This window comes from Haloechinothrix aidingensis, assembly GCF_013450155.1.
Lineage (GTDB): Bacteria > Actinomycetota > Actinomycetes > Mycobacteriales > Pseudonocardiaceae > Haloechinothrix > Haloechinothrix aidingensis.
Genome location: NZ_JACCKD010000007.1, coordinates 21,224 through 44,091, shown reverse-complemented (window position 1 = coordinate 44,091; position 22,868 = coordinate 21,224). Strand labels below are relative to the sequence as shown.

The 22,868-nt window shown below is 70.2% G+C and carries 24 protein-coding genes; 20 read left to right on the top strand and 4 right to left on the bottom strand.

From position 1 onward, the window contains the following. Positions 1 to 74 precede the first annotated feature (74 nt). The 5 genes from nth to H0B56_RS17780 all read left to right on the top strand — a co-directional run bounded on the left by nth (position 75) and on the right by H0B56_RS17780 (position 4,711). Positions 75 to 794 (top strand): endonuclease III, encoded by a 720-nt coding sequence (gene nth, locus H0B56_RS17800; protein ID WP_219632906.1) that lies wholly within the window; start codon positions 75 to 77, stop codon positions 792 to 794. Next, a complete protein-coding gene (locus H0B56_RS17795; RefSeq protein ID WP_180894232.1) occupies positions 791 to 1,426 on the top strand; it encodes a redoxin family protein in 636 nt (211 codons plus the stop codon). The genes nth and H0B56_RS17795 overlap by 4 nt, the downstream gene beginning before the upstream one ends. Beyond that, positions 1,423 to 2,154: an NUDIX domain-containing protein gene (locus H0B56_RS17790; protein ID WP_180894231.1), complete on the top strand. Its 732-nt coding sequence runs from the start codon at positions 1,423 to 1,425 to the stop codon at positions 2,152 to 2,154. The genes H0B56_RS17795 and H0B56_RS17790 overlap by 4 nt, the downstream gene beginning before the upstream one ends. Before the next feature lie 163 nt (positions 2,155 to 2,317). Next, positions 2,318 to 3,499, top strand: a complete 1,182-nt coding sequence (locus H0B56_RS17785; protein ID WP_180894230.1) for a MarP family serine protease — start codon at positions 2,318 to 2,320, stop codon at positions 3,497 to 3,499. A 174-nt stretch (positions 3,500 to 3,673) separates the two neighbouring features. Beyond that, positions 3,674 to 4,711, top strand: a complete 1,038-nt coding sequence (locus H0B56_RS17780; RefSeq protein WP_180894229.1) for a fatty acid desaturase family protein — start codon at positions 3,674 to 3,676, stop codon at positions 4,709 to 4,711. 22 nt (positions 4,712 to 4,733) lie between these two features. Here H0B56_RS17780 and H0B56_RS17775 read toward each other — a convergent pair whose 3' ends face one another. Together H0B56_RS17775 and H0B56_RS17770 are read right to left on the bottom strand one after the other, a co-directional pair. Beyond that, positions 4,734 to 5,678 carry an alpha/beta fold hydrolase gene (locus H0B56_RS17775; RefSeq protein ID WP_180894444.1) on the bottom strand — a complete coding sequence of 315 codons (945 nt, stop codon included), beginning with the start codon at positions 5,676 to 5,678 and terminating at the stop codon, positions 4,734 to 4,736. Positions 5,679 to 5,703: 25 nt separating this feature from the next. Beyond that, a complete protein-coding gene (locus H0B56_RS17770; protein ID WP_180894443.1) occupies positions 5,704 to 6,198 on the bottom strand; it encodes a phage holin family protein in 495 nt (164 codons plus the stop codon). Between the two features lie 532 nt (positions 6,199 to 6,730). Between H0B56_RS17770 and H0B56_RS17765 the strand changes: the two genes are divergently transcribed. The 6 genes from H0B56_RS17765 to mnhG are packed head-to-tail and all read left to right on the top strand — an operon-like array spanning position 6,731 to position 12,389. Next, positions 6,731 to 9,616 carry a DUF4040 family protein gene (locus H0B56_RS17765; RefSeq protein WP_180894228.1) on the top strand — a complete coding sequence of 962 codons (2,886 nt, stop codon included), beginning with the start codon at positions 6,731 to 6,733 and terminating at the stop codon, positions 9,614 to 9,616. Then, positions 9,613 to 9,924 (top strand): sodium:proton antiporter, encoded by a 312-nt coding sequence (locus H0B56_RS17760; RefSeq protein WP_089301910.1) that lies wholly within the window; start codon positions 9,613 to 9,615, stop codon positions 9,922 to 9,924. The genes H0B56_RS17765 and H0B56_RS17760 overlap by 4 nt, the downstream gene beginning before the upstream one ends. Continuing rightward, the gene (locus H0B56_RS17755; RefSeq protein WP_180894227.1) at positions 9,921 to 11,417 is read left to right on the top strand and encodes a monovalent cation/H+ antiporter subunit D family protein; all 1,497 of its coding nucleotides are present in this window, start codon (positions 9,921 to 9,923) and stop codon (positions 11,415 to 11,417) included. Before H0B56_RS17760 ends, H0B56_RS17755 begins: the two co-directional genes overlap by 4 nt. Continuing rightward, the gene (locus tag H0B56_RS17750; RefSeq protein ID WP_180894226.1) at positions 11,414 to 11,809 is read left to right on the top strand and encodes a Na+/H+ antiporter subunit E; all 396 of its coding nucleotides are present in this window, start codon (positions 11,414 to 11,416) and stop codon (positions 11,807 to 11,809) included. The genes H0B56_RS17755 and H0B56_RS17750 overlap by 4 nt, the downstream gene beginning before the upstream one ends. Continuing rightward, positions 11,806 to 12,066, top strand: coding sequence for an MrpF/PhaF family protein (locus H0B56_RS17745; protein ID WP_180894225.1), 261 nt, complete (start codon positions 11,806 to 11,808; stop codon positions 12,064 to 12,066). Before H0B56_RS17750 ends, H0B56_RS17745 begins: the two co-directional genes overlap by 4 nt. Further along, a complete protein-coding gene (mnhG, locus tag H0B56_RS17740; protein WP_180894224.1) occupies positions 12,063 to 12,389 on the top strand; it encodes a monovalent cation/H(+) antiporter subunit G in 327 nt (108 codons plus the stop codon). Before H0B56_RS17745 ends, mnhG begins: the two co-directional genes overlap by 4 nt. 149 nt (positions 12,390 to 12,538) lie before the next feature. Here the strand turns inward: mnhG and acs are convergent, their stop codons facing one another. Further along, positions 12,539 to 14,536 (bottom strand): acetate--CoA ligase, encoded by a 1,998-nt coding sequence (gene acs / locus H0B56_RS17735; protein ID WP_180894223.1) that lies wholly within the window; start codon positions 14,534 to 14,536, stop codon positions 12,539 to 12,541. Positions 14,537 to 14,823: 287 nt separating this feature from the next. Between acs and H0B56_RS17730 the strand changes: the two genes are divergently transcribed. After that, positions 14,824 to 15,561, top strand: a complete 738-nt coding sequence (locus H0B56_RS17730; protein ID WP_180894222.1) for a Fic family protein — start codon at positions 14,824 to 14,826, stop codon at positions 15,559 to 15,561. 438 nt (positions 15,562 to 15,999) lie between these two features. Here the strand turns inward: H0B56_RS17730 and H0B56_RS17725 are convergent, their stop codons facing one another. Further along, complete coding sequence (locus H0B56_RS17725; protein WP_180894221.1) at positions 16,000 to 16,839, bottom strand: HAD family hydrolase; 840 nt, start codon at positions 16,837 to 16,839, stop codon at positions 16,000 to 16,002. 184 nt (positions 16,840 to 17,023) lie between these two features. Between H0B56_RS17725 and ssd the strand changes: the two genes are divergently transcribed. The 8 genes from ssd to H0B56_RS17685 all read left to right on the top strand — a co-directional run bounded on the left by ssd (position 17,024) and on the right by H0B56_RS17685 (position 22,867). After that, the gene (gene ssd / locus H0B56_RS17720) at positions 17,024 to 18,112 is read left to right on the top strand and encodes a septum site-determining protein Ssd (protein ID WP_180894220.1); all 1,089 of its coding nucleotides are present in this window, start codon (positions 17,024 to 17,026) and stop codon (positions 18,110 to 18,112) included. 37 nt (positions 18,113 to 18,149) lie between these two features. After that, positions 18,150 to 19,316: a TadA family conjugal transfer-associated ATPase gene (locus tag H0B56_RS17715; RefSeq protein ID WP_180894219.1), complete on the top strand. Its 1,167-nt coding sequence runs from the start codon at positions 18,150 to 18,152 to the stop codon at positions 19,314 to 19,316. After that, the gene (locus H0B56_RS17710; RefSeq protein ID WP_180894218.1) at positions 19,310 to 20,134 is read left to right on the top strand and encodes a type II secretion system F family protein; all 825 of its coding nucleotides are present in this window, start codon (positions 19,310 to 19,312) and stop codon (positions 20,132 to 20,134) included. Before H0B56_RS17715 ends, H0B56_RS17710 begins: the two co-directional genes overlap by 7 nt. Further along, positions 20,131 to 20,868 carry a type II secretion system F family protein gene (locus H0B56_RS17705; RefSeq protein ID WP_343063942.1) on the top strand — a complete coding sequence of 246 codons (738 nt, stop codon included), beginning with the start codon at positions 20,131 to 20,133 and terminating at the stop codon, positions 20,866 to 20,868. The genes H0B56_RS17710 and H0B56_RS17705 overlap by 4 nt, the downstream gene beginning before the upstream one ends. A 96-nt stretch (positions 20,869 to 20,964) precedes the next feature. Beyond that, positions 20,965 to 21,207, top strand: a complete 243-nt coding sequence (locus H0B56_RS17700; RefSeq protein WP_343063941.1) for a DUF4244 domain-containing protein — start codon at positions 20,965 to 20,967, stop codon at positions 21,205 to 21,207. Then, positions 21,208 to 21,588, top strand: coding sequence for a TadE family type IV pilus minor pilin (locus H0B56_RS17695; protein ID WP_180894217.1), 381 nt, complete (start codon positions 21,208 to 21,210; stop codon positions 21,586 to 21,588). Continuing rightward, positions 21,585 to 21,938: an Rv3654c family TadE-like protein gene (locus H0B56_RS17690; protein WP_180894216.1), complete on the top strand. Its 354-nt coding sequence runs from the start codon at positions 21,585 to 21,587 to the stop codon at positions 21,936 to 21,938. Before H0B56_RS17695 ends, H0B56_RS17690 begins: the two co-directional genes overlap by 4 nt. A gap of 326 nt (positions 21,939 to 22,264) precedes the next feature. Then, the gene (locus H0B56_RS17685) at positions 22,265 to 22,867 is read left to right on the top strand and encodes a bifunctional DNA primase/polymerase (RefSeq protein WP_180894215.1); all 603 of its coding nucleotides are present in this window, start codon (positions 22,265 to 22,267) and stop codon (positions 22,865 to 22,867) included. Position 22,868 lies beyond the last annotated feature (1 nt).

Here is a 22,868-nt window from a genome sequence, read left to right as displayed (position 1 = left end):
CGGGTAGCCGAACCGCCGGGCGCGCGAACGCGGTCGCGCGCAGGCGGCAGGCGGGAGAGGAGAGCAGGCTCGCCCTGGTCCGGCGGGCTCGCCGGATCCTGCGCCGGCTGCGGCGCGCCTACCCCGGTGCCGAGTGCGAGCTCGACTTCTCCAACCCGCTCGAGCTGCTGGTCGCTGTCATCCTCTCCGCCCAGTGCACGGACAAGCGGGTCAACGAGGTGACCCCCGCGCTGTTCGAGCGCTACCGCACGGCTGCCGACTACGCCGGGGCCGACCGTAGCGAGCTCGAGGAGTACATCAGGTCCACCGGCTTCTACCGGAACAAGGCCAGCTCGCTGATGGGACTGGGGGCGGCCCTTGTCGAGCGGTTCGACGGCGAGGTTCCGGACACGCTTGACGAGCTGGTCAGCCTGCCCGGTGTGGGGCGCAAGACGGCCAACGTGGTGCTGGGCAACGCGTTCGGCATACCGGGCATCACGGTGGACACGCACTTCGGCAGGCTGGTGCGCCGGTGGGGCTGGACCGACCTGGAGGACCCCACCAAGGTCGAGCACGCCGTCGGGGAGCTCATCCCCCGCCGTGACTGGACCCAGCTGTCCCACTACGTGATCTTCCACGGGCGTCGGGTGTGCCACGCGCGCAAACCTGCCTGCGGGGCCTGCCTGCTCGCCGACCAGTGCCCGTCGTTCGGTGCCGGTCCGACCGACTTCGCGGAGGCGGCCGAGCTGGTGCGCGGTCCGGAGCGGGAGTGGTTGCTCGAGCTGGCCTGCGAACCGGGTGGGGGCGCGCGGTGAGTACCGCTGCCCGGTGGGCGTTGGCGTGCGGGGTCCTCGTGCTGGCAGCCGTGGCCGCATTGCTGCCGCTGGTCGGCAAGGACTCCGGCGCAGGCGACGACTCGCGGCCCGGTCCTGCCGAGGACTCCGGGCTGGAACGGGCGCGGCAGGACGCCGATCTGCGCCCCTGCCCCACAGGGGAGCGCGCCGCTGCCGAGGTCGACGACCTCGAAGGAGTGCGCGCCGCGTGTCTCGGCGACGGTGAGCCGGTGGCGCTCGGCGCCGCGTTGGCCGGTGAGGCGACCCTGATCAACGTATGGGCCACCTGGTGTGGGCCGTGCAGGGAGGAGCTTCCGATCCTGCAGGAGTACGCGCAGTCGCAAGACCGGGTGAACGTGCTCGGGGTGCAGGTGGAGAGCGACCCCGTCGACGGCCTCGAGATGCTCACCGAGCTCGGTGTCCGGTTCCCGTCGGTGCACGACGGTGCGGGCTCGACCGGGGCGGTGCGCGACGCGCTCGGCGTGCCACGCGCCCTGCCCGCGTCCTACTTCGTCTCCCCGAGCGGAGAAGTGACCTTCATCACGGACCCGCGGGTGTTCTACAGCGTCGATGATGTGCGGGAGGGCGTAGAAGCGCACGGAGGTGGCACGTGACCGAAGCAAGCCGAGCGAACAGCGCGGGGCGTCATCACGGGGCGCTCGTCGACCCGCGTGAGGTGCCGTCTTGGCTACGGGGTTTGGTGGATATCGCCGGTGACCTCGATGCCGGGCTGTTCACCCGGTTCACACCCCCGCGGGACTCGTCGACCCGGTCGGCTGCGGTGCTGATGCTGCTCGGTGACGCGGGGGACGGCGTCACACCCGATCCGGACGTGCTGCTGCTGCGCCGGGCCGACGAGATGGGCGCGCACGCCGGCCAGGTGGCCTTCCCCGGCGGTGGCGCCGAGATGACCGACAGCGGGCCGGTCGACACGGCCCTGCGGGAGGCGCGCGAGGAGACCGGCGTCGACCCGCTGGGTGTGCGGCCGGTGGCGCTGCTTCCGGAGCTGTACGTGCCGGTGTCCGCGTTCGCGGTCACGCCGGTCCTCGCGCACTGGGATCGCCCGACGCCCGTACACGCCGCCGACCCCCGGGAGACGGCCGCCGTGGCGCGGGTGCGGCTGTCCAGCCTGGCCGAGCCTGCCAACCGGTTCCAGGTGCGCCGGGAGGACGCGGGATGGCAGGGGCCCGCCTTCGCCGTCGACGGTCTCTTCGTGTGGGGCTTCACCGCGGGGTTGCTCAGCGTGCTGCTCTGGCTCGGAGGCTGGGAGCGGGAGTGGGACACGTCGGACGTTCGCCCGCTTGACGTAGCGTTACACGAACACGGTCAGCACATCCGTTAGGCGAGCGCCGCGTTGAGTACTCAGGAGGGCTGGCCACGGCTCGGCGATGCACCGGTGACGGCATCGCGGAGGCCCGCACGATCCGGCAGCTGCTCGGCCGGGGTCCGCGCGTGGCCCTGCCGGCGGTATGTACGGTCACGTGGATCGGTGGTGAGGAGAACGAGTGAACTGGGTTGATCTGCTGGTCGTGCTGCTGGCGTTGCTCGCGGCCGTCTCCGGTGGCCGGCAGGGCGTGGTCGTGGCACTACCCGCGTTCCTCGGCGTGCTCGCCGGTGCCGTCCTCGGTATCCGGGTGGCGCCGAGTATCGTCGATTTCTTCGACGATCCCGTCGCCAAGGTCGCCTTGGCGATGGCGACGGTGGTCTTCCTCATCGCGCTCGGCGAGACCTTCGGCGTGTGGATCGGTCGCACGATCAAGGAACGCCTCGCCACACCGAAGCTGGCCGGGGTGGACCACACGCTCGGTGCCGTGGTGCAGGGCGCCGTGGTCTTCGTCGTCGCGTGGCTCGTCGCCGTCCCACTGACCAGTGTCAGCGGGCTTCCGGCGCTGACCTCGGCGATCAACAACTCGGTTGTGCTCGGTGGCGTCAACGATGTCATGCCGCCGCAGGCCCAGCGGCTACCGAACGACCTGCGTAACCTGCTGGATGTCTCCGGCTTTCCCACCTTCGAGCAGCCGTTCGCGCAACCGCCCGCGCCGGACGTGGAGCCGCCGGACCCGCAGCTACAAGCCAGCCCGGTCGTGCAGGAGGTGCGGCCGAGCGTGCTCAAGATTCGCGGCGACGCGCCATCCTGCGGTCGTGCGCTGGAAGGCACCGGTTTCGTGATCTCCCCGCAGCGGGTGATGACCAATGCGCACGTGGTGGCCGGCACCGAGTCGGTCAGCGTGGAGACCGGCGCCGGTGCACGCCCCGCAACGGTGGTGCACTTCGACCCCGGAACGGACGTCGCCGTCCTGGCGGTCCCCCAGTTGCAGGCTCCCGTGATGGACTTCGCTCGGCGGCCCGGCAGCCCCGGGGACAACGTCATCGTGCTCGGGTACCCGCTGGACGGCCCGTACACCGCGACGTCGGGGCGCATCCGGGACCGCACCAACCTGCGGGGCCCGGACATCTACGACCGCGCGACCGTGCAGCGTGACGTGTTCACGGTGCGGGCCGAGGTGCAAAGCGGCAACTCGGGCGGGCCGATGATCGACCCGCAGGGCCGAGTCGTCGGTGTGGTCTTCGGCGCGTCGGTGCAGGATCCGGACACCGGTTTCACGCTCACCGCGGACCAGGTCGACTCCGAGGTCCAGTCCGCACCCCGCATGACCCAGGAGGTCGGCACCGGCCCCTGCGTGTGACGGGAGCGCGTACGAGGTCGGCGCGGCTGCGCGACGAAGCTGGGCGTTGCCGGGGGGTTGGTGTCATACTGGGAGATACCTACCGCATCTCCCTGACGCACCGGGAGATGCGTGACATCCGCGAATGTTCCGTCCCGGACCCCGGCGGCTCGCCGAGCAGAGCCGGGAGTCTTCATGTGGTCATCAGTCGGCAACGTCCCACCCGTCCGGCCGAGGAGGCCGACCGAGTTCGCCGAGCTGGCTCGTAGTGTCAAGCGGGCCGGGTTGTTCGAGCGGCGGCGCGGCTACTACAGCGCGCGCATCGCCGTGAACCTGGCGGTACTGGCGGGTGTATGCGCGCTCTTCGTATTCATCGGCGACTCGTGGTGGCAGCTGTTCACGGCGGTGTTGTTCGCGATCACGTTCACCCAGCTGACCTTTGTCGGTCATGACGCGGGGCACCGCCAGATCTGCCGGGGCAAGCGAGCCAACGACGTGATCGGCTATGCCCATGGTGGACTCGTCGGGATGAGCTACGGGTGGTGGGTCGGTAAGCACAACCGCCACCACGCGAACCCGAACCACGAGGACGACGATCCCGATATAAACATCGCGATGTTCGCCTTCACCACGGGCCAGTCGACCATGAAGCGCGGGTTCCTGCGATGGATGGCGAAGTACCAGGCCATCCTGTTCTTCCCGGTACTGCTGCTCGAAGGGCTGAACCTGCACTGGACAAGCGTCCGTGCCGTGTGGCGCGGTGAGGTGGCATCGCGCAAGCTCGAAGCGGGGTTGCTGATCGCGCATCTCGGCGGCTACCTCGCGCTGGTGTTCCTGGTCCTGTCGCCACTGACAGCGGTGGTGTTCATCGCGGTGCACCAGGGCTTGCTCGGCCTGTACATGGGATGCGCGTTCGCCCCGAACCACAAGGGCATGCCGACGCTGTCCGCGGACGACTCTCTGGACTTCCTGCGCAAGCAGGTCCTGACCGCGCGCAACGTACGTGGCGGCCCGTGGGTGGACGCAGCGCTCGGTGGTCTCAACTACCAGATCGAGCATCACCTGTTCCCGACGATGCCGCGCCCGAACCTACGCAGGGCGCAGGTCATGGTGCAGCGGTTCTGCGCCGAGCACGGCATCGGCTACAGCGAGTGCGGGCTGCTGCGCTCCTACGGGCACGTGCTGCGTTACCTGCACGAGCTCGGTGCGCCACTGCGCGCGAAGCGACTCTGACGGCCGCGACCCCCGGCGCCGCTCAGCGCATCTCGGCCAGCCACTCGCGGAGGAGCTGGGAGGTGCGTTCCGGGGCTTCGAGGTGGGGATAGTGGCCGATGCCGGGCAGGTGCTCGAAGCGGGATCCCGGCCCGGACCAGGGGGCGCAGGAGCGTGCCGTCTCGGGCAGGATGCAACCGTCCTCGGTCCCGTGCAGCTGGAGCACGGGACGCACGCAGGGCTGGCCGACGGCGGCGGCGAAGCGCCTGCCTTCCGCGCGCAGCTGCGCGCGCAGCGCCCACCGGTAGTACTCGAGAGCGCAGTGCGCCGCTCCGGGCACGAGCATCGCCTCGCGCAGCCGGGCCGCCACGGCGGGCAGCTCGCGGCTCTCCCGCCAGGCCGGCCCGGACCAGGAACGCAGCAGGGTCTCAACGGCAGCGGCCCCGTGGCGTACCAGTGAGCGTTCGGCCAGTACCGGTAGTTGGGCACGGAAGACGTGCGCGGCCGCGCGCAGCTGGCTCGGGCGGTGCGGGTGGATCAGCCCACGAGCGATCGCGCGCCGGTACGCCAGGGGGTGCGCGGCGCCGACAGCTCCGATCGAGTCGACGACGCGCGGGTGCAGCTCGGCGACCGTCCAGGCGAGCATCCCACCCCAGGCGTGCCCGACGAGGTGCGCGCTCCGGGTCCCGAGCGCCCGTACGAGCCCGGAGATGTCCCCGGCCAGCGTCCACGCGTCGTAACCGCGTGGTGTCTTGTCCGAGTCACCGTAACCGCGCAGGTCGACCGCGACCGCGTGGTACCCGGCCTCGGCAAGGTCGACGAGCTGCCGGTGCCAGACCCACCAGCACTCCGCGAAGCCGTGCAGCAGGACGACGACCGGGCCCGACCCGAGCTCGGCTACGTGCAGCGAGATGCCGTTGGCGGAGATGTCCCGGTGTGTCCACGGGCCGGGTACGCGGATGCTGGACGGGTCGGGGGTCGGTGTCACCGCGATCGGGTCGGTGCCGGGTCGCTCACGGGCGGGCTCGGCTGCCGTGCGGCGCGTCGACACCACCTTCGTGCCCGGCGAACGTACTGCTGCCGTCCGCCTCGTGCCCGCGCCGCAGGCTCGCCGCGGTGTCCTTGACGCTGGTGATGGTGCGTTCCGGCGCTCGCAACCTGCGTACCTTCCGGTACCCGAGGTAGGCGAAGACCCCGGCGGTGACGAGCATGAGCAGGAAGACGATGCCGAAGGACGCCCAGCGCATCAACCATTCGGACAGCAGCTCGCCGAGGAAGAAAAAGAAGAAGAACGAGCTGTACAGCGCTACGACCCCGGCGATGATGAAGTAGACACTGCCCCTGACGCCCTTCTTGACCTCGCCGACGACCTCGGACTTGGCCAGTTCGAACTCGGCGCGGACGAGTGTGGACACGTGCTCGGAGGCGTCTCGCACCAGCGAGCCGATGGACTGGTCACCACCCGCGCCGTTGCCGCCCTGTTCTTCCGACAGGGGAAGGTAGGGCATGCCCGCTGCGTCGTGGCTCTCGCTGCGTTGATTCACGGGCCCAATCGTGCCATGGAACACTGCGGGTGATGCACTGACCTCGATTGTCGCGTGTGTCCCGTGCTCGCACCCCTCGACGGGGGCCGGTTGGCTCGGACGTGTGTTCGGTGACGAAACCCACTGTGACCTGTGACGAAGAGCACGATCTCGGTTGCTGATCTCCTTTCCGTCAGCCGTTGGACTGATATCGTGCTGCTCGCAACCGAACGGGCGAGGCCGAGGAAGTCGAGGTGCGAGCGGTCATGAGCCGACAGCTGTGCCTTCCGCGGTTGAGACTGTCCGGACTGCGCGTCGTGGCCGGGGTGCTCGCCGGTGAGCCCGCCTCCGCGGCACCGTCACGTTCGACCGGTACCAATGGATACAGCAGTACGTGGGGTCACCACGGCAGCGGATGCCCCCCGTCGGGTAAGGCGAGGTGCTGACAGCACACCGTTCCGGGATGCTGTCGCCGGATAGTCTTTCCCTGCCGTGCATCCGTTGAAAGGGCGGCTTCGTGGTACTGCCATTGGTTCTTGGCCTGCTCGTTCTTGTCGCGGTGGCCGCGCCCGTCCTCGATCGGTTCGTCGGGAGGGCAGCGGGCTGGCTGCTGGCCGTGATCTTCCTCGCGCTCGGTGCCGTGCTGGCCGTGGAAGCACCGCGCATCATCACCCACGACGAGGAGATCGAGTACTCCGCGCCGTGGATGCCTGCCATCGACGTGCTGTTCGACTTCCGCCTCGATGGCACCGGCCTGCTGTTCGTCATCCTGGTACTCGGCGTCGGCGCGCTGATCATGGGCTACTCGGCGCGCTACTTCAGCCGGGGTAAGCACGGCGACTACTACTTCCTCATGGCGCTGTTCGCCGCCGCCATGTTCGGGCTCGTCGTCGCCGATGACGTGGTACTGCTGTTCGTTTTCTGGGAGCTGACGACGGTCTGCTCGTTCTTCCTGATCGGACGAACCGGACACTCCGCGAACCAGCCCGCGATACGTACGCTGCTGCTCACCGTCGCCGGTGGGCTGGCGTTGCTCGGTGCCGTGATCACGATGATCGTGCACATCGGCACCTCCCGGCTCAGCGTGATCCTGGCCGACCCCGCGTGGCAGGAGGATCCGGCGTTCGCGACCACGACCGGTGTGCTGGTCATCATCGCCGCGTTCACCAAGTCGGCACAGTTTCCGTTCCACTACTGGTTGCCGGACGCGATGGCGGCGAGCACGCCGGTCAGCGCGTACCTGCATGCCGCCGCGATGGTCAAGGCAGGTATCTACCTGCTGATGCGCTTCTCGCCCGCGCTGGCCGACAACATCACCTGGAACGTCCTGCTCATCGGCGTCGGGCTGCTGACGGCGATCATGGCGGCGTTGTTCGCGCTGCAACGTCACGACCTCAAGGAGCTGCTCGCCTACTCCACGGTGAGCCAGCTCGGGTTCCTCGTCGCGGTCATCGGCATCGGGACTCCAGGGGCCCTGGCTGCGGCGGGTGTGCACACCCTGGCGCACGCGCTGTTCAAGGCCACGCTGTTCATGCTCGTCGGCGTGATCGACCGGGAAGTCGGAAGCAGGGATATCCGAAGGCTGACCGGCCTGCGCCGGGTCATGCCGATCACAGCGGGCCTGGCCGCGCTGTCGGCGCTGTCCATGGCCGGTGTGCCACCGTTGCTGGGCTTCATCTCCAAGGAGAAGCTCTTCGCGAGCTACCTCGAGGCCCCCGGCCCTGCCGTGGTGGGCCCGCTCGTCGGGGCCGCCGCCGTGGTCGGCGCGATACTGACGTTCGCGTACTCGTTCCGGATCGTCTACGGCGCCTTCGGCGGGCCGACCACGCAGACGAGGCTGCGGGAACCCTCGCTGGTGTTCCTGCTGCCTGCCGCGGTCTCCTCGATCGCCGGGCTCGTGCTCGGGTTCTTCGCGGGCTGGCTGGACCCGTTGATCGACCGTGTCGTCCTCGACACGCGCGGCACCCCGGGCGAGATACACCTGGGCCTGTGGCACGGCGTCGCGCCCGAGCTGTACATGTCGGTCGTCACCATCGCCGTCGGTGTGGTGCTGTTCCTGCGCCGCGAGTTCATCGACCGGTTGCTGGACCGCAGGCTGTTCCCCGTTACCGGTGTGCAGGTCTTCGAGCGGTGCCACGCCGCCGCGATCACCTTCGGCGCGCGGGTCGCCGGGCTCACACGGACGTTCTCGCCGGCTCGGCATCTGGCCGTCCCGTTCGTGGTGCTCGCCGCATTCGGGGCGGGAGCGTTGCTGACGGGAGTGCGCGTCCCCCCGTTTCCCGAGCCGGTCACCCGGCCGATGGACTGGCTGCTGATGGCCCTGGTGGCCGGGGGGACCGTCGGGATCGTGCTCACCCGGTCGCGGTTGGCGGGGCTGGCCCTGCTCGGCGTGATCGGGTTCGTCATAGCGCTGTTCTTCTTCATCCTCGGCGCTCCGGACGTCGGGCTGACACAGCTGCTCGTCGAGGTGCTCACGGTCGTGGTGGCCGTGCTCGTCCTGCGCAGGCTGCCGAAGTCCTTCCACTCGACGGGCGCGCTACGGAAGTCGGTGGCTGCCGGGGTCGCGCTGCTCGCGGGCGGCGCCGCCGCGGTCGGCACGTTCGCGTTCACCGGGCGGCGCGAGATCTCCGGCGCTGGCGAGTACTTCCTGCGGGAGGCCAAGGAGGAGACCGGCGGTACGAACGTGGTCAACACGATCCTCGTGGACTTCCGTGCGCTGGACACCCTCGGGGAGCTGACCGTCCTCGGTCTCGCAGGCGTGGTCATCCTCGCGGTACTCGAGGTCAACGGCCTGATGCGTGGTGACTCCAGCCCGCAGGCGGCGCGGTACATCGGGACCCCGATCGGTTCGCCTGCCGGGAACATGATCCTGGCACGTACGGTCGGCCGCTGGCTCGCCCCGGTGCTGGTCGTGCTGTCGCTGTACCTGCTGGTGCGCGGGCACGGCGAGCCAGGTGGCGGCTTCATCGCCGCACTCGTCGGTGGGGCCGGATTCGCGCTGGCCTACCTGAGCGCCTCCTCGGCGGAAGCCGCGCCGATCCGGTGGCCCTACGTCGGGTTGATCGCGAGCGGTGTCGGTGTGGCGACGCTCGTCGGCGTGCTCGGGTTCGGCGACGGCGGGTTCCTGCGGCCGTTGCACGCCGATATCCCGCTGTTCGGCGGCGGGCATTACCACTTCAGCACGGCGCTGGTGTTCGACATCGGCGTGTACCTCGCCGTGATCGGCGTGACCGTGACGGCGCTGAACCGGCTGGGTGTGGAGGACGTTCCGCCGGGCACGGAGACCGGCAACCGGCGCAGCGATCCCGCCGGCACCGTCGCCGCCGAGCCGGGCGAGCCGGGCGAGCCGGACTCGCGGTACGAGGCCACGGAACCGCTTCCGGGATCGGGAGGTCGCCGATGAGCTTGGCGTTGGTGGTTGGTGTTCTTGTCGCGGGCGGGACCTTCCTGGTGCTGCAACGTGGCATGGTGCGTATCGCGTTCGGGTTCGTGCTGCTCGGGCACGCCGCGAACCTCGTGCTGCTGTCGGCGGGCGGCGCCGCGCGGCGTGGTGAGCCGCTGCTGTCGATCGCGGATCTGGCCACGGCCGCGGACCCGTTGCCGCAGGCGTTCGTCCTGACCGCGATCGTGATCGCCTTCGCGATCACGATTTACATGCTCACCCTGGCCGGCGCGGGCGAGGGGGACGATGACACGGAGGATCGTCGATGAGTCCCGCACTGCTGCCGCTGCTCGTCATCGTGCCGCTGCTGTCCGCGGCGCTGCTGGCGGTCGCGCGCCACGTCGAGGTGTTGCGGCGTGCCGTGCTGCTCGGGGTAAGCGCCTTCGCGTTGGTGTTCGGAACCGTGCTGTGCTTCACGAGCTGGGACGGCGTCGTGACAGCGCACGCCGTGGGGCTGTGGCCGAGCGGGATCGCGATCCCGTTCGTCGCGGACATGTTCAGCGCGCTGATGATCACGGTTACGGCGCTGTTGACGCTGCTGTGCTCGATGTTCGCCATCGTATCCGGAGATGACCGGCGTCCCTATTTCTCCGCGCTCGTGCTCATGCTCTCCGCCGGGGTGTACGGGGCGCTGCTTACCGGGGATCTCTTCAACCTGTTCGTGTTCATCGAGGTCATGCTGCTGCCTTCGTACGGGTTGATCGCCGTGCTCGGGGGCAGGGACCGGTTGCCTGCGGGTCGCCTGTACGTCGCGATGAACCTGCTGACATCGACGATCTTCGTGGCCGGTGTCGGGTTGGTGTACGGCACCGCGGGAACCGTCAACATCGCGGAGCTGGCCGGGGCCGCCGCCGAGTCGCCCGCGGTCGCGGCGGCCGCGTCGGTGCCGCTCATCGCGCTGTCGGTGAAGGCGGCGGTCGTGCCGGTGCACGGATGGTTGACCAGCACGTACCCGGCGACCTCACCCGCGCTGACGGCCCTGTTCTCCGGGCTGCACACCAAGGTCGCCGTCTATGCCATCTACCGCATCTACGCCGTCGTGTTCGACGGCGGCACGGCCTACACCGGGCTCGTCCTCCTCGTGCTGTCGTTGACGATGCTGGTGGGCGTGTTCGGTGCCGTCGGCCAGGAGTCGATGCGCTCGATCCTGGTGTTCAACATGGTCAGCGGTATCGGGTACATCCTGCTCGGCGTGGCGCTGTTCGGGCCGCTCGGCCTGATGGCCGGCATCTTCTACCTGGTGCACCACATGATCGTGAAGGCGTCGCTGCTGCTGTCGACCGGCGCGGTCGAGGTCAGCTACGGAACGGGCCGGCTCGGCTCGGTCGGCGGTATCGCCCGGACGGAACCGCTGATCGCCGCCGCGTTCATGGGGTCGGCGCTGTCGCTCGCGGGGATACCGCCGTTCTCCGGGTTCGTCGGCAAGGTCGCCATCGTGAAGGCGGCCGTGGACGAGCAGCAGATCGCGATCGCGGTGGTCGCTGTCGTGGTCAGCCTGTTCAGCTTGATGTCCGTACTCCGGATCTGGCGGGGCGTCTTCTGGGGCCGGGCCCACGAGGACGAGGTGCATGCGGTGAGTGCCCGGCGTCCCGGTGCGCTGCTCACCCACGCCCCACCGGCCCTTGCCCTGCCTGGCCTGGTCCTGACCGTGGTGACGTTGGGAATCGGGCTCGGAGGGCAGGGCCTGCTCGTGCTCTCCGAGCAGGCCGCGGCGGGGTTGCTCGACGTCAGTGGCTACATCGAGGCGGTGATCGGTTCGTGATCAGTTTGCTGAGCTGGCCCGTGCGAGCACTGGGCTGCTTGCTGTACTTCATCTGGTTGCTCCTGCGCTCGAACATCGCGGTGGCCCGGGACATCGTGACCCCGGGTAGCAGGATGTCGGCGGGGATCGCGCGGCTGCCACTGCGCTGCCGGTCGGATCTGGAGATCACCATGCTCGCCAACATGATCTCCCTGACCCCCGGGACGCTGACCCTGTCCGTGTCCAACGACCCGCCGGAGCTGTACGTGCACGGCATGTACGCCCCGGACGTCGACGAGTTCCGCGCCCAGCTGTACGAGCTGGAGGCCCGGATGCTGACCGGCATGCGCCGGTACGGCGATGTGGGCGAGTTACCGGCCGAGATGCGCGGCCGGATGGGAGGCGGGGCATGAGCATCGTGCTGGATATCGCGCTGGTTGTGGTCGCGCTGACGCTGCTGCCTGCGAGCTACCGGATGTTCACCGGTCCGAACGACAGTGACCGCGCGGTGTCGGCCGATCTGGTCTTCTTCGGCTTCATCGGGGTCGTCGCGTTGCTCGGCCTGCGGATGGACACGGACATCGTGCTGGATGTCGTGCTGGTGGCCACCGTCGTCGGGTTCCTCGCGACACTGTCCATCGCTCGCCTGGTGACCAGGGGGTACCGATGAGTTTCGCGCTGAACCTCGCGGGCACGGTCCTGATCGTGCTCGGCGCCGTGGTGTTCGCCCTGGCCGGTGTGGGGCTGCTGCGGCTGCCCGATCTGTACTCGCGCATCAGCGCGATCACTACCGCATCGGGGCTCGGCCTGGCCCTAATCCTGCTCGGCGTGCTGCTGCACGAGCCGAGCACGCTCAATGCCGCCAAGGCGCTGCTGGCCATCGTGGTCAACCTCGCCACGGCCGCGGTGGGCGGGCATGCGCTCGGCAGGGCCGGTTACCTCACCGGCGCCCGCCTCAGCGACCGGACCCGCTACGACCACCTGAGCCAGTAACCCGCGTGTCGGGCCCACCGGCACACCGTGTCGGGCTCGCCGGCACACTGCGTTGGGCCCGCCGGCACACTGCGTTGCGTGCCATGAGCCCAACACGCTGTGTCGGCCCGCCCGACACGGCGTGCTTGGCGGGCCGACACAGCGAGGGATCAGTCCTCGTCGGACCCCTTGTGCAGGCCCGCGGAGATCAGGTCCATCACGGAGGAGTCTGCGAGCGTGGTCACGTCGCCGACCTCGCGGTTCTCGGCCACGTCCCGCAGCAGGCGCCGCATGATCTTGCCGGAACGGGTCTTGGGTAGTTCCGGCACCACCATGATCTGGCGCGGCTTGGCTATCGGCCCGATCTCGCCCGCGACGTGCTGACGGAGGGCGTTCACCGTCTCGCTGTTGTCGGCGTCGGAGGCGGTCCCTCCCGCGGTCCCGCCGCGCAGGATGACGAAGGCGACCACGCCCTGCCCTGTGGTCTCGTCGGTAGCTCCCACCACGGCGGCCTCGGCCACGTCGGGGTGGGACACCAGTGCCGACTCCACCTCGGTGGTGGAGATGCGGTGCCCGGAGACGTTCATGACGTCGTCGACCCGGCCGAGTAGCCAGATGTCGCCGTCGTCGTCGTACTTCGCGCCGTCGCCTGCGAAGTAGTAGCCCGCGTCCGCGAAGGTGGACCAGTACGTGTCCTTGTAGCGCTGGTCGTCACCCCAGATCGTGCGCAACATACCGGGCCACGGCTTGTCGATCACCAGGTAGCCACCGGAGCCGAAGGGAACCTCGGTGCCGGAGTCGTCGACGACCTTCGCGGAGATGCCGGGAATCGGGCGCTGCGCGGACCCGGGCTTGGTGTGCGTGACACCGGGAAGCGGGGAGATCATGATCCCGCCGGTCTCGGTCTGCCACCAGGTGTCGACGATCGGTGCGGACCCGCCGCCGATGTGCTCGCGGTACCACATCCAGGCTTCCGGGTTGATCGGCTCGCCCACGGTGCCGAGCAACCGTAGCGAGGACAGGTCGTACCGGGCGGGGATGTCGTCTCCCCACTTCATGAACGTGCGGATCAGGGTAGGCGCGGTGTAGTACAGGGAGACCTTGTAGTTCTGCACGATCTCCCAGTGCCTGCCCTCGTGCGGGGTATTGGGCGTGCCCTCGTACACCACCTGCCTCGCCCGGTTGGCCAGCGGACCGTAGACGATGTAGGTGTGCCCGGTGACCCAGCCGATGTCGGCCGTGCACCAGTACACGTCCTCCCCCGCCTTGTGGTCGAAGACCGTGTGATGGGTGTAGGCCGCCTGTGTCAGGTACCCACCGGAGGTGTGCAGGATCCCCTTCGGCTTGCCCGTCGTTCCCGAGGTGTAGAGGATGAACAGCGGGTGCTCGGAGTCGAACGGCTGCGCGGTGTGCTCGTCGGGCTGCGAGTCGAGCAGCTCGTGCCACCAGAGGTCGCGGCCTTCCTTCCACGGGATCTCGCCGATCTCGTCGCCGGTGCGCCGCACGACGAGGAGTTTCTCCACGCTCTCGGCACCCTCCAGCGCCTCGTCGACGGCGGACTTCATGGGAGCGGCCTTGCCCCTGCGGTACTGGCCGTCCGAGGTGATCACGACCTTGGCGCTGGCGTCATCCACCCTGGTCCGCAGCGCGGCGGGAGAGAACCCGCCGAAGACGACGCTGTGCATCGCGCCGATCCGGGCGCAGGCCAGCATCGCGATGATGGCCTCGGGGACCATCTGGAGCTGGATGGCGACCCGGTCGTGCGCCGACACTCCGAGCGAGGTCAACGCGTTGGCTGCGCGGCAGACCTCGCGCTGCAGCTGCGCGTAGGTGATGTCGCGCGTGTCGCCGGGCTCGCCGACCCAGTGGATCGCCACCTGGTCGCCGTGTCCTGCCTCGACGTGCCGGTCGACGCAGTTGTAGGCGACATTGAGCTTGCCGCCCACGAACCACTTCGCGAACGGTGCTCCGGACCAGTCGAGTACCTGGCTCCACCGCGTGTCCCAGTGCAGCCGCTCGGCTTGTTCCTCCCAGAACCTTTCGCGGTCGGTTTCGGCCTTGGCATAAGCGTCCGCGGTCGCGTTCGCCTGCGCCGCGAACGCGGCACTCGGCGGGAACGTGCGGCTTTCACTGAGCAGGTTGTCGAGCGCGGGGGATTGCTCTGCCATGGTGCGGGGCCTCCTCGAGATCTTCGATGCCAGGGACCGTGTCGGCCGGGTGCCGGAATGCCACTGTGACACAAGCCATCGGCGATGCCGGTACGGTACTGACGCTAGTACTCCACCGAAACGGTCGCACCCGTATCGCATGCGAGCGGTTGATCTCGCCGCACGGCTGGTCCGAATCGCCTGCCGGGTGGAACGCGGCCGGTGATTCCTCGGCGAGTGGTGGCTGACCGGAGCCGGGATGGGGTTGATACGCGCAGCGTGCCGGGCGGCCGATAGCGTTGACCGTTGTGAGCGACCCACTTGCCCCCCTCCTGGACCTCCCGGACGTTCCCGACGCGGTGCGCGCGGCCCGCGACGCCGTGGACGCGGTGCACAACCATCCCGTCAACCGGCGGGGGTGGCCGACGACCGCCGCGGAAGCGACGGTGCGCGCCGCCCGCGCCTCGGCGGCCATCGACGGTGCCGACGTGGAACTGCCGGAGGGCGGCGAGGTGGACGAGCCGGTCCTGGCCGGGGCGCTGCGGGTGGGCGAAGCCCTCGGGTCGTTGCTTCCCACCTGGCAGCGAGCCCCGCTGCAGGTCCTCGCCAGGATGCACGTGCTCGCGGCCTCCGACCTGCAGCCCGATCCGGAGCAGCTGGGCAGGCCGCGCCGGTCCGGTGACGCCCCGGAACGTATCGAGATGTTGGCGCAGCTGCTCAGCGGGAGCACCTCGGTCCCTGGGCCGGTGCTGGCCGCTGTCGTGCACGGTGAGCTTCTCTCGCTCGAGCCGTTCGGTACGGCGGATGGCGTGGTCGCGCGCGCGGCCGGCAGGCTGACCATGATCGCGACCGGGCTCGACCCGAAGGGGCTGTGCGTCCCTGAGGTAGCTTTCCTGCGCCGGATGCGTCGCTACCGCGAGGCCGCCCAGGGGTTCGCGGGTGGCGAGCCGGAGGGCGTCGGGACATGGCTGTTGCTGTGCTGCGAGGCTTTCGAGGCCGGGGCGAAGGAGGGGCTCAGCATCGCCGATGCCGCGGCCGAGGAATGACCCTGGCGTTGCGCGTGCCGGGGGCGGCGAGCCGCACAAAGCGAGCCGCACAAAGATGGCGGCGCCCGCCGGCCGGAACCGGCTGACGCCGCCGCGTGGCGCAGGCTATCGGGTTACCATGCGTGCGTTTCGTGTCGTACTCAGTAGGACTCGGCGCCCGGCGTCCCAGTACGCAGTCCGTTTAACGACAAGCCTCCCGCGGCGTGCTCCGCGTGGGTGCCCGAAGTCCGCGCACGGAGTCCCTTCGGGGTGGATGAGACTTCTCCTTGTCTCCTCCCTGGCCTCCAGGAGTCCGCACCTTCTTTCTACCCAGTGATCTCCGTCGCTGCAAGGGGGTGGTGCGGTGCACCGGTACAGTGCGCGGATCCCGTGACTCGCCCCTGTTGACCTGCTAGGATGCTGTTCATGTGCCGGGGGGAGCTATCACCCTCAGGATCCTCATGACGTGCCTTTCCTGCGGTGCCGGAAGCCGTACCAGGTGGCTCCCGCCGCAACCGCAACCGCACCCACACCCACACCGAGCGCCACCGTGGTCGCGCTCGGGATCCTGGTCCGCATCGAGACCGGCTTCGAGAACAGCAGCACGGGCCACTCCCGTTCGGTGGCTGTGCGGCGAAGTGCCTTGTCCGGGTTGACCGCGCACGGGATCCCCACGGCCTCGAGCAGCGGTAGGTCGGTGCTGGAGTCGGTGTAGGCGTAGCAGCGGGTGAGGTCGTAGCCGTGCGCCTCGGCCAGGCTGCGCGCGGCGGTGGCTTTCTCCTCGCCGTAACAGTAGAACTCGACCTCGCCGGTATACCTTCCGCCGGCGATCTCCATGCGCGTTCCGACGCACAGGTCCGCACCGAGCAACTCGGCGATCGGCTCGACCACTTCCGCGCCGGTCGCCGACAGCACGACGACGTCGTGACCCTCGGCCTTGTGGCCCGCGATCATCTCGGCGGCCTCCGCGTAGACCAGCGGGTCGACCACGTCGTGCAGCGTCTCGTGCACGATCGCGCTGACCTGGGCGACGTCCCAGCCTGCGCACAGCGTCGAGATCTGCTCGCGGAGCCGTTCGGTCTTGGCGGCGTCCGCCCCGGACAGCGAGAACATCAGTTGGGCGTAGGCGCTCTTGAGCGCCGCACGCCGGTTGATCAGACCTTGTCGCAGCAACGGCCTGCTGAACGCGAGCGCGCTGGACGAGGCGATGACGGTCTTGTCGAGATCGAAGAACGCGGCGATGCGGTTGGCAGGCTCGGTTGGTGAGGCCGCGGCCGCCGTGTCGGGGAGGGGACCCATGCGAACAGCATAGGTTCTCGCGTCGGGTGTGACGTTCGGGGCGGTAGTCGGGCCACAGGTTGTCCACAACACCCCTGTTGTCCACAACCGGAGTGCCGGGCTGTTGGGAGCGGGACCGCGTAGGCGCGACGGTGTGCGGTGTCCGTTCGGTCAAACCGAGCACAGCCGGAGAACGGGGGACGCCATGACGGGACATCTGCCACTGGTCGTCGTCGACGACGAGGACCTTCTCGACCACGTCCTGCGGATCGCCGCGTCGGTCGGTTGCGAGGTGGAGTGCGCGCCGGATGCCGAGGCCGTGCGGCGAGGCTGGTCGCGGGCTCCGCTCGTGGTGCTCGACGAGACCGCCCTCACGCAGTGTGCAGGCAGGGATCTGCCGCGGGCGAGTTCGGTCGTGTTGGTGTGCGCCGCCGAGCTCGCCGCGCACACCTGGCAGCTTGTCTTCCGCACCGGCGTCGAGCACGTGCTGACGTTGCCTGGCGAGGAGTCCTCCCTCGTCGCTGTGTTCGCCGATGTGGTGGAGGGGCCGAGTGGCGGGGACGGCCGCGTGGTCGCGGTGGTCGGTGGGCGCGGCGGCGCGGGCGCCTCGGTGTTCGCGGCCAGCATCGGCGTGGCCGCCAGCCGTTCGGGGGAGGAGGCCGTGCTTGTCGACTGCGACCCGCTCGGCGGAGGGATCGACCTGGTGCTCGGCGCGGAGTTCGATGCCGGTTCGCGGTGGCCGGATCTGAGCCTGGGCTCGGGTCGGGTGTCGATGAGCTCGCTGCGTGGTGCGCTACCCCGGCTTTCCTACGGTAGTGGTGAGCTCTCCGTGATCTCCTGCGCCAGGGACGGTGCGAGACCGGATCCGGACGGGGTGGCCGCCGTCGTCGACGCCGGCAGGCGTTCCGGCGCCACAGTCGCGTGTGACCTCTCCCGCGAGCTCGCGCCGTGCGATCGCCGCGCGGCAGAGCTGGCCGACCTGGTGTGCCTCGTGGTCCCCGCTGAGGTGCGCGCGTGCACCGCGGCCACGCGGGTGCTCGAACGGCTGCGGCCACTGTCCGACCGGTTGGCCCTCGTGGTGCGCGGGCCCGCGCCGGAAGCGTTGCCTGCTGAGGCGATCGCCGAGGTGGTCGGGTTGCCCGTGCTCACGGTGATGCGGGCGGAACCGCGGTTGGGCAGCGCGCTCGAGCGGGGCCGGTTCGATCCCCGGCAGCGCGGACCGCTCGCCACCGGCGCGCGGGACGTCCTGCGCGCGTTGGCCGGTGGTCGTGACGAGCAGGTGGGAGCGGCGTGATGCGCGGGGAACGGTTCGGCAACGCGGGAGCGGCGTGATGCGCGGGGACCTTGTCGAGCGAGTTCGTCGCAGGCTCGCGGTCGACGGTGCGGACGTACGGCCGTCGGCTGTGGCGGACGCGGTGCGCGCCGAGATCGGCGGGGTCGCCGCGCACGGTGATGTTCTCGCCGCGTTGCACACGTTGCGCGACGAGCTCGAGGGGGTGGGCCCGCTCGAGAAGCTGGTAAGCGACCCGGCAGTGACCGATGTTCTCGTTACCGCCCCGGACCAGGTGTGGGCGGACGGTCCGGAAGGGCTGCGTCGGACCTCGGTCACGTTCCCGGACGAACCAGCGGTACGTCGCCTCGCGCAGCGGCTCGCCCTCGCGGCCGGCCGCAGGCTGGACGATGCACAGCCCTATGTGGACGGTTGGCTGCCGGGGACGGACTCGGATCGTCAGGTGCGGTTGCACGCGGTGCTGCCGCCCGTTGCCCCGGACGGCACCTGCCTGTCGTTGCGAGTGCTCCGGCCCGCCACCTACGACCTGGCGACGCTGACGCGGCTGGGCACGCTGGACGCCGGGACGGAGGCGATTCTCGCGGCCGTGGTCGCGGCTCGGCTGGCCGTACTGGTCACCGGTTGTACGGGGTCCGGCAAGAGCACGTTGCTCGGAGCTCTACTCGGAGCGGTGCCGCACGCCGAGCGGATCGTCTGTGTCGAGGACGCCGGTGAGCTGCGACCGGTCCATCCCCAGTTCGTCAGGCTGCTGGCCCGTCCCGCCAATGTGGAGGGAGTGGGCGAGGTAACCGTGTGTGACCTGGTGCGTCAGGGGCTGCGGATGCGGCCGGACCGGATCGTGGTCGGCGAGGTCCGGGGCAAGGAGGTCTGCGATCTGCTGAACGCGCTCAACACCGGCCACGACGGCGGTGCCGGGACGCTGCACGCGAACTCGCCTGCGGAGGTACCCGCCCGGCTCGAGGCGCTCGCCGCACTCGGCGGCATGCCGCGCGAAGCACTGCACAGCCAGCTGGCCGCGGCGGTCCAGGTCGTGCTGCACATGCGGCGCTCGGCAGGTGGCGGCCGCGTGCTCGCCGAGATCGGTGTCCCGCGCAGGGCACGGGGCGAGGTCGAGGTCGTCCCCGCGTGGCGGGACGGGCAGTGGGCCCGGTACGGGGACGCGCTCCGTGCCGCCCTCGACGATCGTGGGGTGCGGTGCGAATGCTGATCGCCGCCGTGCTGTCGCTTGCCGTCGCCCTGCTGGGTATGCCTGCCTGCCGGGGACGTGCCCGGTTGCGTGCGTTGCGGGGCTCCCGGCGGGATCGGCGTGGCGGATCCGCCGGGCGGGGCATGTGGCCTGGTGCCGCGCTGGTCGTGATCTGCATCGGCTCGGGGCTCGTCCTCGGCCCAGCCGGTGCGGGCGTGGCTGCCGCGCTGGGCCTACTGGTCTGGCGTCGGCAGCAGGTGCGTGGCAGGGAGCGTGCGCGCCAGGCTGCGCTCCGAGGGCTGTCGGTGGGCCTGGCCACCCTGGTGGCGGAGCTGCGTTCCGGTACCCATCCGGCGTCGGCGGCGGAGGCCGCGGCCGAGGACGCGTCCGGCTCGCACCGCTCGGCGGGCGCGGTCCTGCGGAGCGTGGCCGCTCTTGCGCGCCTCGGCGGAGATGTCGAGGCTGCGCTGAGCGGTATGCCGGCCACCGGGCCCGTACCGCGGCGACCCCTGGTCAAGTTGGCCAACGCGTGGCGGCTCGCGCAGGGCTACGGTGTCCCGCTGGCCGATGTGCTCGAGGCGGTGCGTGGCGACCTGGACGCGGTGGCAGGTTTCACCGCCCAGCACCGCGCGCGGATGGCGGGACCACGGACCAGCGTGCTGGTGCTCGCGGCATTGCCACTGCTTGGCCTGGCCCTTGGGCAGTTCATGGGCGCTCGCCCGCTGGACGTCCTCGGTTCGACGGCGCAAGGGCAGCTGCTGCTGGTGCTCGGTGGCGCGTTGCTGTGCGCCGGTCTCGCGTGGAGCGCCCGGTTGACCAGAGCGGAGGTGCGGCTGTGAACGCGGTGGCCGTCGGGGTGCTCGGTGTCGCCGTCCTCGCGTCACCGGCAGGCGTCGTGGCGGAGGCGCGTACACGCCGGCTGCTCGTCACCGGGGTGACCCGCGCGAGAGACGGGGTGACCGTGGATCAGGCCGTCCCGGCTTACGCCGCGGTGGTCGCTGCTGTGCTCGCCGCGGCGGTGGGCGGTGGCTGGTACGCGCTCGCCGTCGCCGCGGCCGTCGGCGCGGTGGCCTGGTGGGCGCGCCCGCGCCTGCGGGAGGTACTGGTCCGCGCGCGGGGTTCGGCAGCGGCCGAACAGCTCGATCTGGCGGCGTGTTTCGACTTGCTCGCCGCCGGTCTGCGGTCCGGGTTGTCGGTCCCGGATGCGGTGCTCGCGATCACGGGTGTGCTGCCCGAGCAGCCGGCAGGCGCGTTGCGGGCGACCGCCGATCTGCTCGCGCTCGGCGCCGATCCCGGCACGGCGTGGGAACCCGCACTGGCGTGCGAGCAGACCGCGGAGCTGGCACGCGCGGCGCGGCGGGCCGCGGTGTCCGGTACGGCGCTCGCGGGCGTGGCATGTGAGCTCGCCACGAGGGTGCGGGCGCGGCTGGCCGAGGGCGCGGAGGAGCGTTCGCAGCGGGCCGGGGTGCTCATCGCGGGGCCGCTCGGGTTGTGTTTTCTCCCGGCGTTCGTCTGTGTGGGGGTCGCGCCCGTGGTGCTCGGGCTCTTCGGCGAATTGACGACCGCGTACTGATCGCGCGGCCGGGCCGGAGCTCGAGGTGTATCAGTGGTGAACGCCCACCGGGGCGTTCGCGGGAGGTGGTGACTGGAGGTTTCGGAGGTGACCGTCATGTCGACGACACAGCGCAGCAACACTCCGCCCGGCAACCTCCCCCCTGGCGTGCCGAAGGGGATGCGGCCCCGGCTCGCGGCGCTGCGAGCAGCGGAGGACGGGATGGGCACCGTGGAATACGCCATCGGCACGCTCGCCGCGGCCGCGTTCGCCGCGGTGCTCTACAGCGTCGTGACCGGGGATTCGGTGGTGTCCGCGCTGACGGCGCTGATCGAACGAGCGCTCAGCACGGGGTTCTAGATGCTGGCGAAGGGAAGCTCGGAACGGGGATCGGTGACCGTGGAGGCGGCGCTCGCGCTGGCTTCCCTCGTCGCGGTGCTGGTAGCGACGATCGCGGGTGTCGCCGCGGTCACCGATCAGCTCCGCTGTACCGATGCCGCGCGGGAGGCCGCTCGACTGATCGCTCGTGGCCAGGCGGAGCGCGCGGACGAGGCCGTCAGCCGAATCGCGCCCGCTGATGCCCGGTGGGAGGTGGACGAGTCGACGAACGGTATCGCCGTCACGGTGACTGTCGTTCCGGCGGGCGGACTGCTGCCCGGGGTGATCGTTCGCGGGGATGCGTTCGCCGTCCCCGAGCCCGTGGCTGCGCAACCGGGCGAGCTGCAGGGCGGTGTGCCGTGACCGGCCGTGACGATGAGGGTTTCGCCACGGTGTGTGCCGCGGGGGCGGTGTTCGCGGTCCTGACCTTCTACGGCCTGCTGATCTGGCTGGGCGCTGCCACGGTGACCCGGCACCGCGTCGCGGCTGCCGCCGACCTTGCCGCGCTGGCCGCCGCGGCGCACGTCTCGGACGGCACGGACGGCGCGTGCGCGCAGGCGGGCCGGGTGGCCCGGCGGATGGACACCCGGCTGCGGGCATGCGAGCTGGACGGCCGGGATGCGCTGGTACGGGTGCGTGCGCAGCCGCCGCTCGTCCCGGCCGAGCTGGGCACGGTGACCGTCGGGGCGCGCGCGGGCCCCGTTGACCGCTGATCACGGACTGCGAGCGGTCGGCGAGAGTTTGGCGCGACCGTTGGGTGCCGGTCGTTCGTCGTGCAACGGCCACCGGTTACCGACCGCGTATTTCCGACGACGCGGAGTGTGTTGTTGAGTAGGTCACAGCAGGCCGAAGCCATTCGGTCGAGCAACCACAAAACATATGGGCGGGTCGTTCACGGCCCGGCGGGCGAGGTCGAGTACGACCGCCGGAGCAGGGCCGGTGTCGGCAACGTCGGCGGTGCCGCCAGCGGCACGGCCGCAGCCGTACCCAAGGCCGTGAGTGCCCCAGCCGCGATATGACTCTGGAGGCGGGAGATTCGATGTTGGACACCGTAGGGTGGCGGGACGCTTTCCGTATCGAGCTGCGTGCCGTCGCCATCGGTCTGGCCTCGCGGGGCTGGCCGGTGCTTCCGGGTAGCTACCCCGACAAGGCCGGGGATGCGCCGGAGCCGGTGCAGTCCGGCTGGGCGGACCGGCCGGCGATGCATCCGCAGCAGGTAGCGGAATGGTGGACCACCTACCCGTACAGCGTGCTGGTCGCGACCGGCACGATGCTGGACGCGGTCGAGGTCGACGCCGAGCTCGGTCGCGCTACGGCGACTCTGCTGCGTGCGTGCGAGCGTCCGGCGCCGATCGTGTCGATGCCCAACGGCAGGTGGTTGTTCCTGACCGCCGCCGGTGACGAGATACCGGCCGAGCTCCGCGCTCGCGAGGGTGTTCGCAGGCACGGGGAAGGTAGCTGTGTCGCCCTGCCCCCGACGCCGCTGGATCACGGGGTTGTGCACTGGCGCGTCAAGCCCGAGGTCTGGGGCTGGCAGCTTCCGCGCCCGAGCGCGATGCACGGCGTCCTGGTCCGGGCTCTGCGCGAGCTGACAGGCACGGCGGAGGAATCCACGCACACCGTGGAAACCTCCGCCGCCTGAG

Coding starts and splice junctions, on each gene's coding strand:
- H0B56_RS17725 (WP_180894221.1), bottom strand. CDS start 16,839: ATGGGTCCCCTCCCCGACACGGCGGCCGCGGCCTCACCAACCGAGCCT.
- H0B56_RS17685 (WP_180894215.1), top strand. CDS start 22,265: ATGTTGGACACCGTAGGGTGGCGGGACGCTTTCCGTATCGAGCTGCGT.
- H0B56_RS17780 (WP_180894229.1), top strand. CDS start 3,674: ATGTGGTCATCAGTCGGCAACGTCCCACCCGTCCGGCCGAGGAGGCCG.
- H0B56_RS17700 (WP_343063941.1), top strand. CDS start 20,965: ATGTCGACGACACAGCGCAGCAACACTCCGCCCGGCAACCTCCCCCCT.
- H0B56_RS17710 (WP_180894218.1), top strand. CDS start 19,310: ATGCTGATCGCCGCCGTGCTGTCGCTTGCCGTCGCCCTGCTGGGTATG.
- acs (WP_180894223.1), bottom strand. CDS start 14,536: ATGGCAGAGCAATCCCCCGCGCTCGACAACCTGCTCAGTGAAAGCCGC.
- H0B56_RS17760 (WP_089301910.1), top strand. CDS start 9,613: ATGAGCTTGGCGTTGGTGGTTGGTGTTCTTGTCGCGGGCGGGACCTTC.
- H0B56_RS17755 (WP_180894227.1), top strand. CDS start 9,921: ATGAGTCCCGCACTGCTGCCGCTGCTCGTCATCGTGCCGCTGCTGTCC.
- H0B56_RS17695 (WP_180894217.1), top strand. CDS start 21,208: ATGCTGGCGAAGGGAAGCTCGGAACGGGGATCGGTGACCGTGGAGGCG.
- ssd (WP_180894220.1), top strand. CDS start 17,024: ATGACGGGACATCTGCCACTGGTCGTCGTCGACGACGAGGACCTTCTC.
- H0B56_RS17745 (WP_180894225.1), top strand. CDS start 11,806: ATGAGCATCGTGCTGGATATCGCGCTGGTTGTGGTCGCGCTGACGCTG.
- mnhG (WP_180894224.1), top strand. CDS start 12,063: ATGAGTTTCGCGCTGAACCTCGCGGGCACGGTCCTGATCGTGCTCGGC.
- H0B56_RS17770 (WP_180894443.1), bottom strand. CDS start 6,198: ATGCCCTACCTTCCCCTGTCGGAAGAACAGGGCGGCAACGGCGCGGGT.
- H0B56_RS17715 (WP_180894219.1), top strand. CDS start 18,150: ATGCGCGGGGACCTTGTCGAGCGAGTTCGTCGCAGGCTCGCGGTCGAC.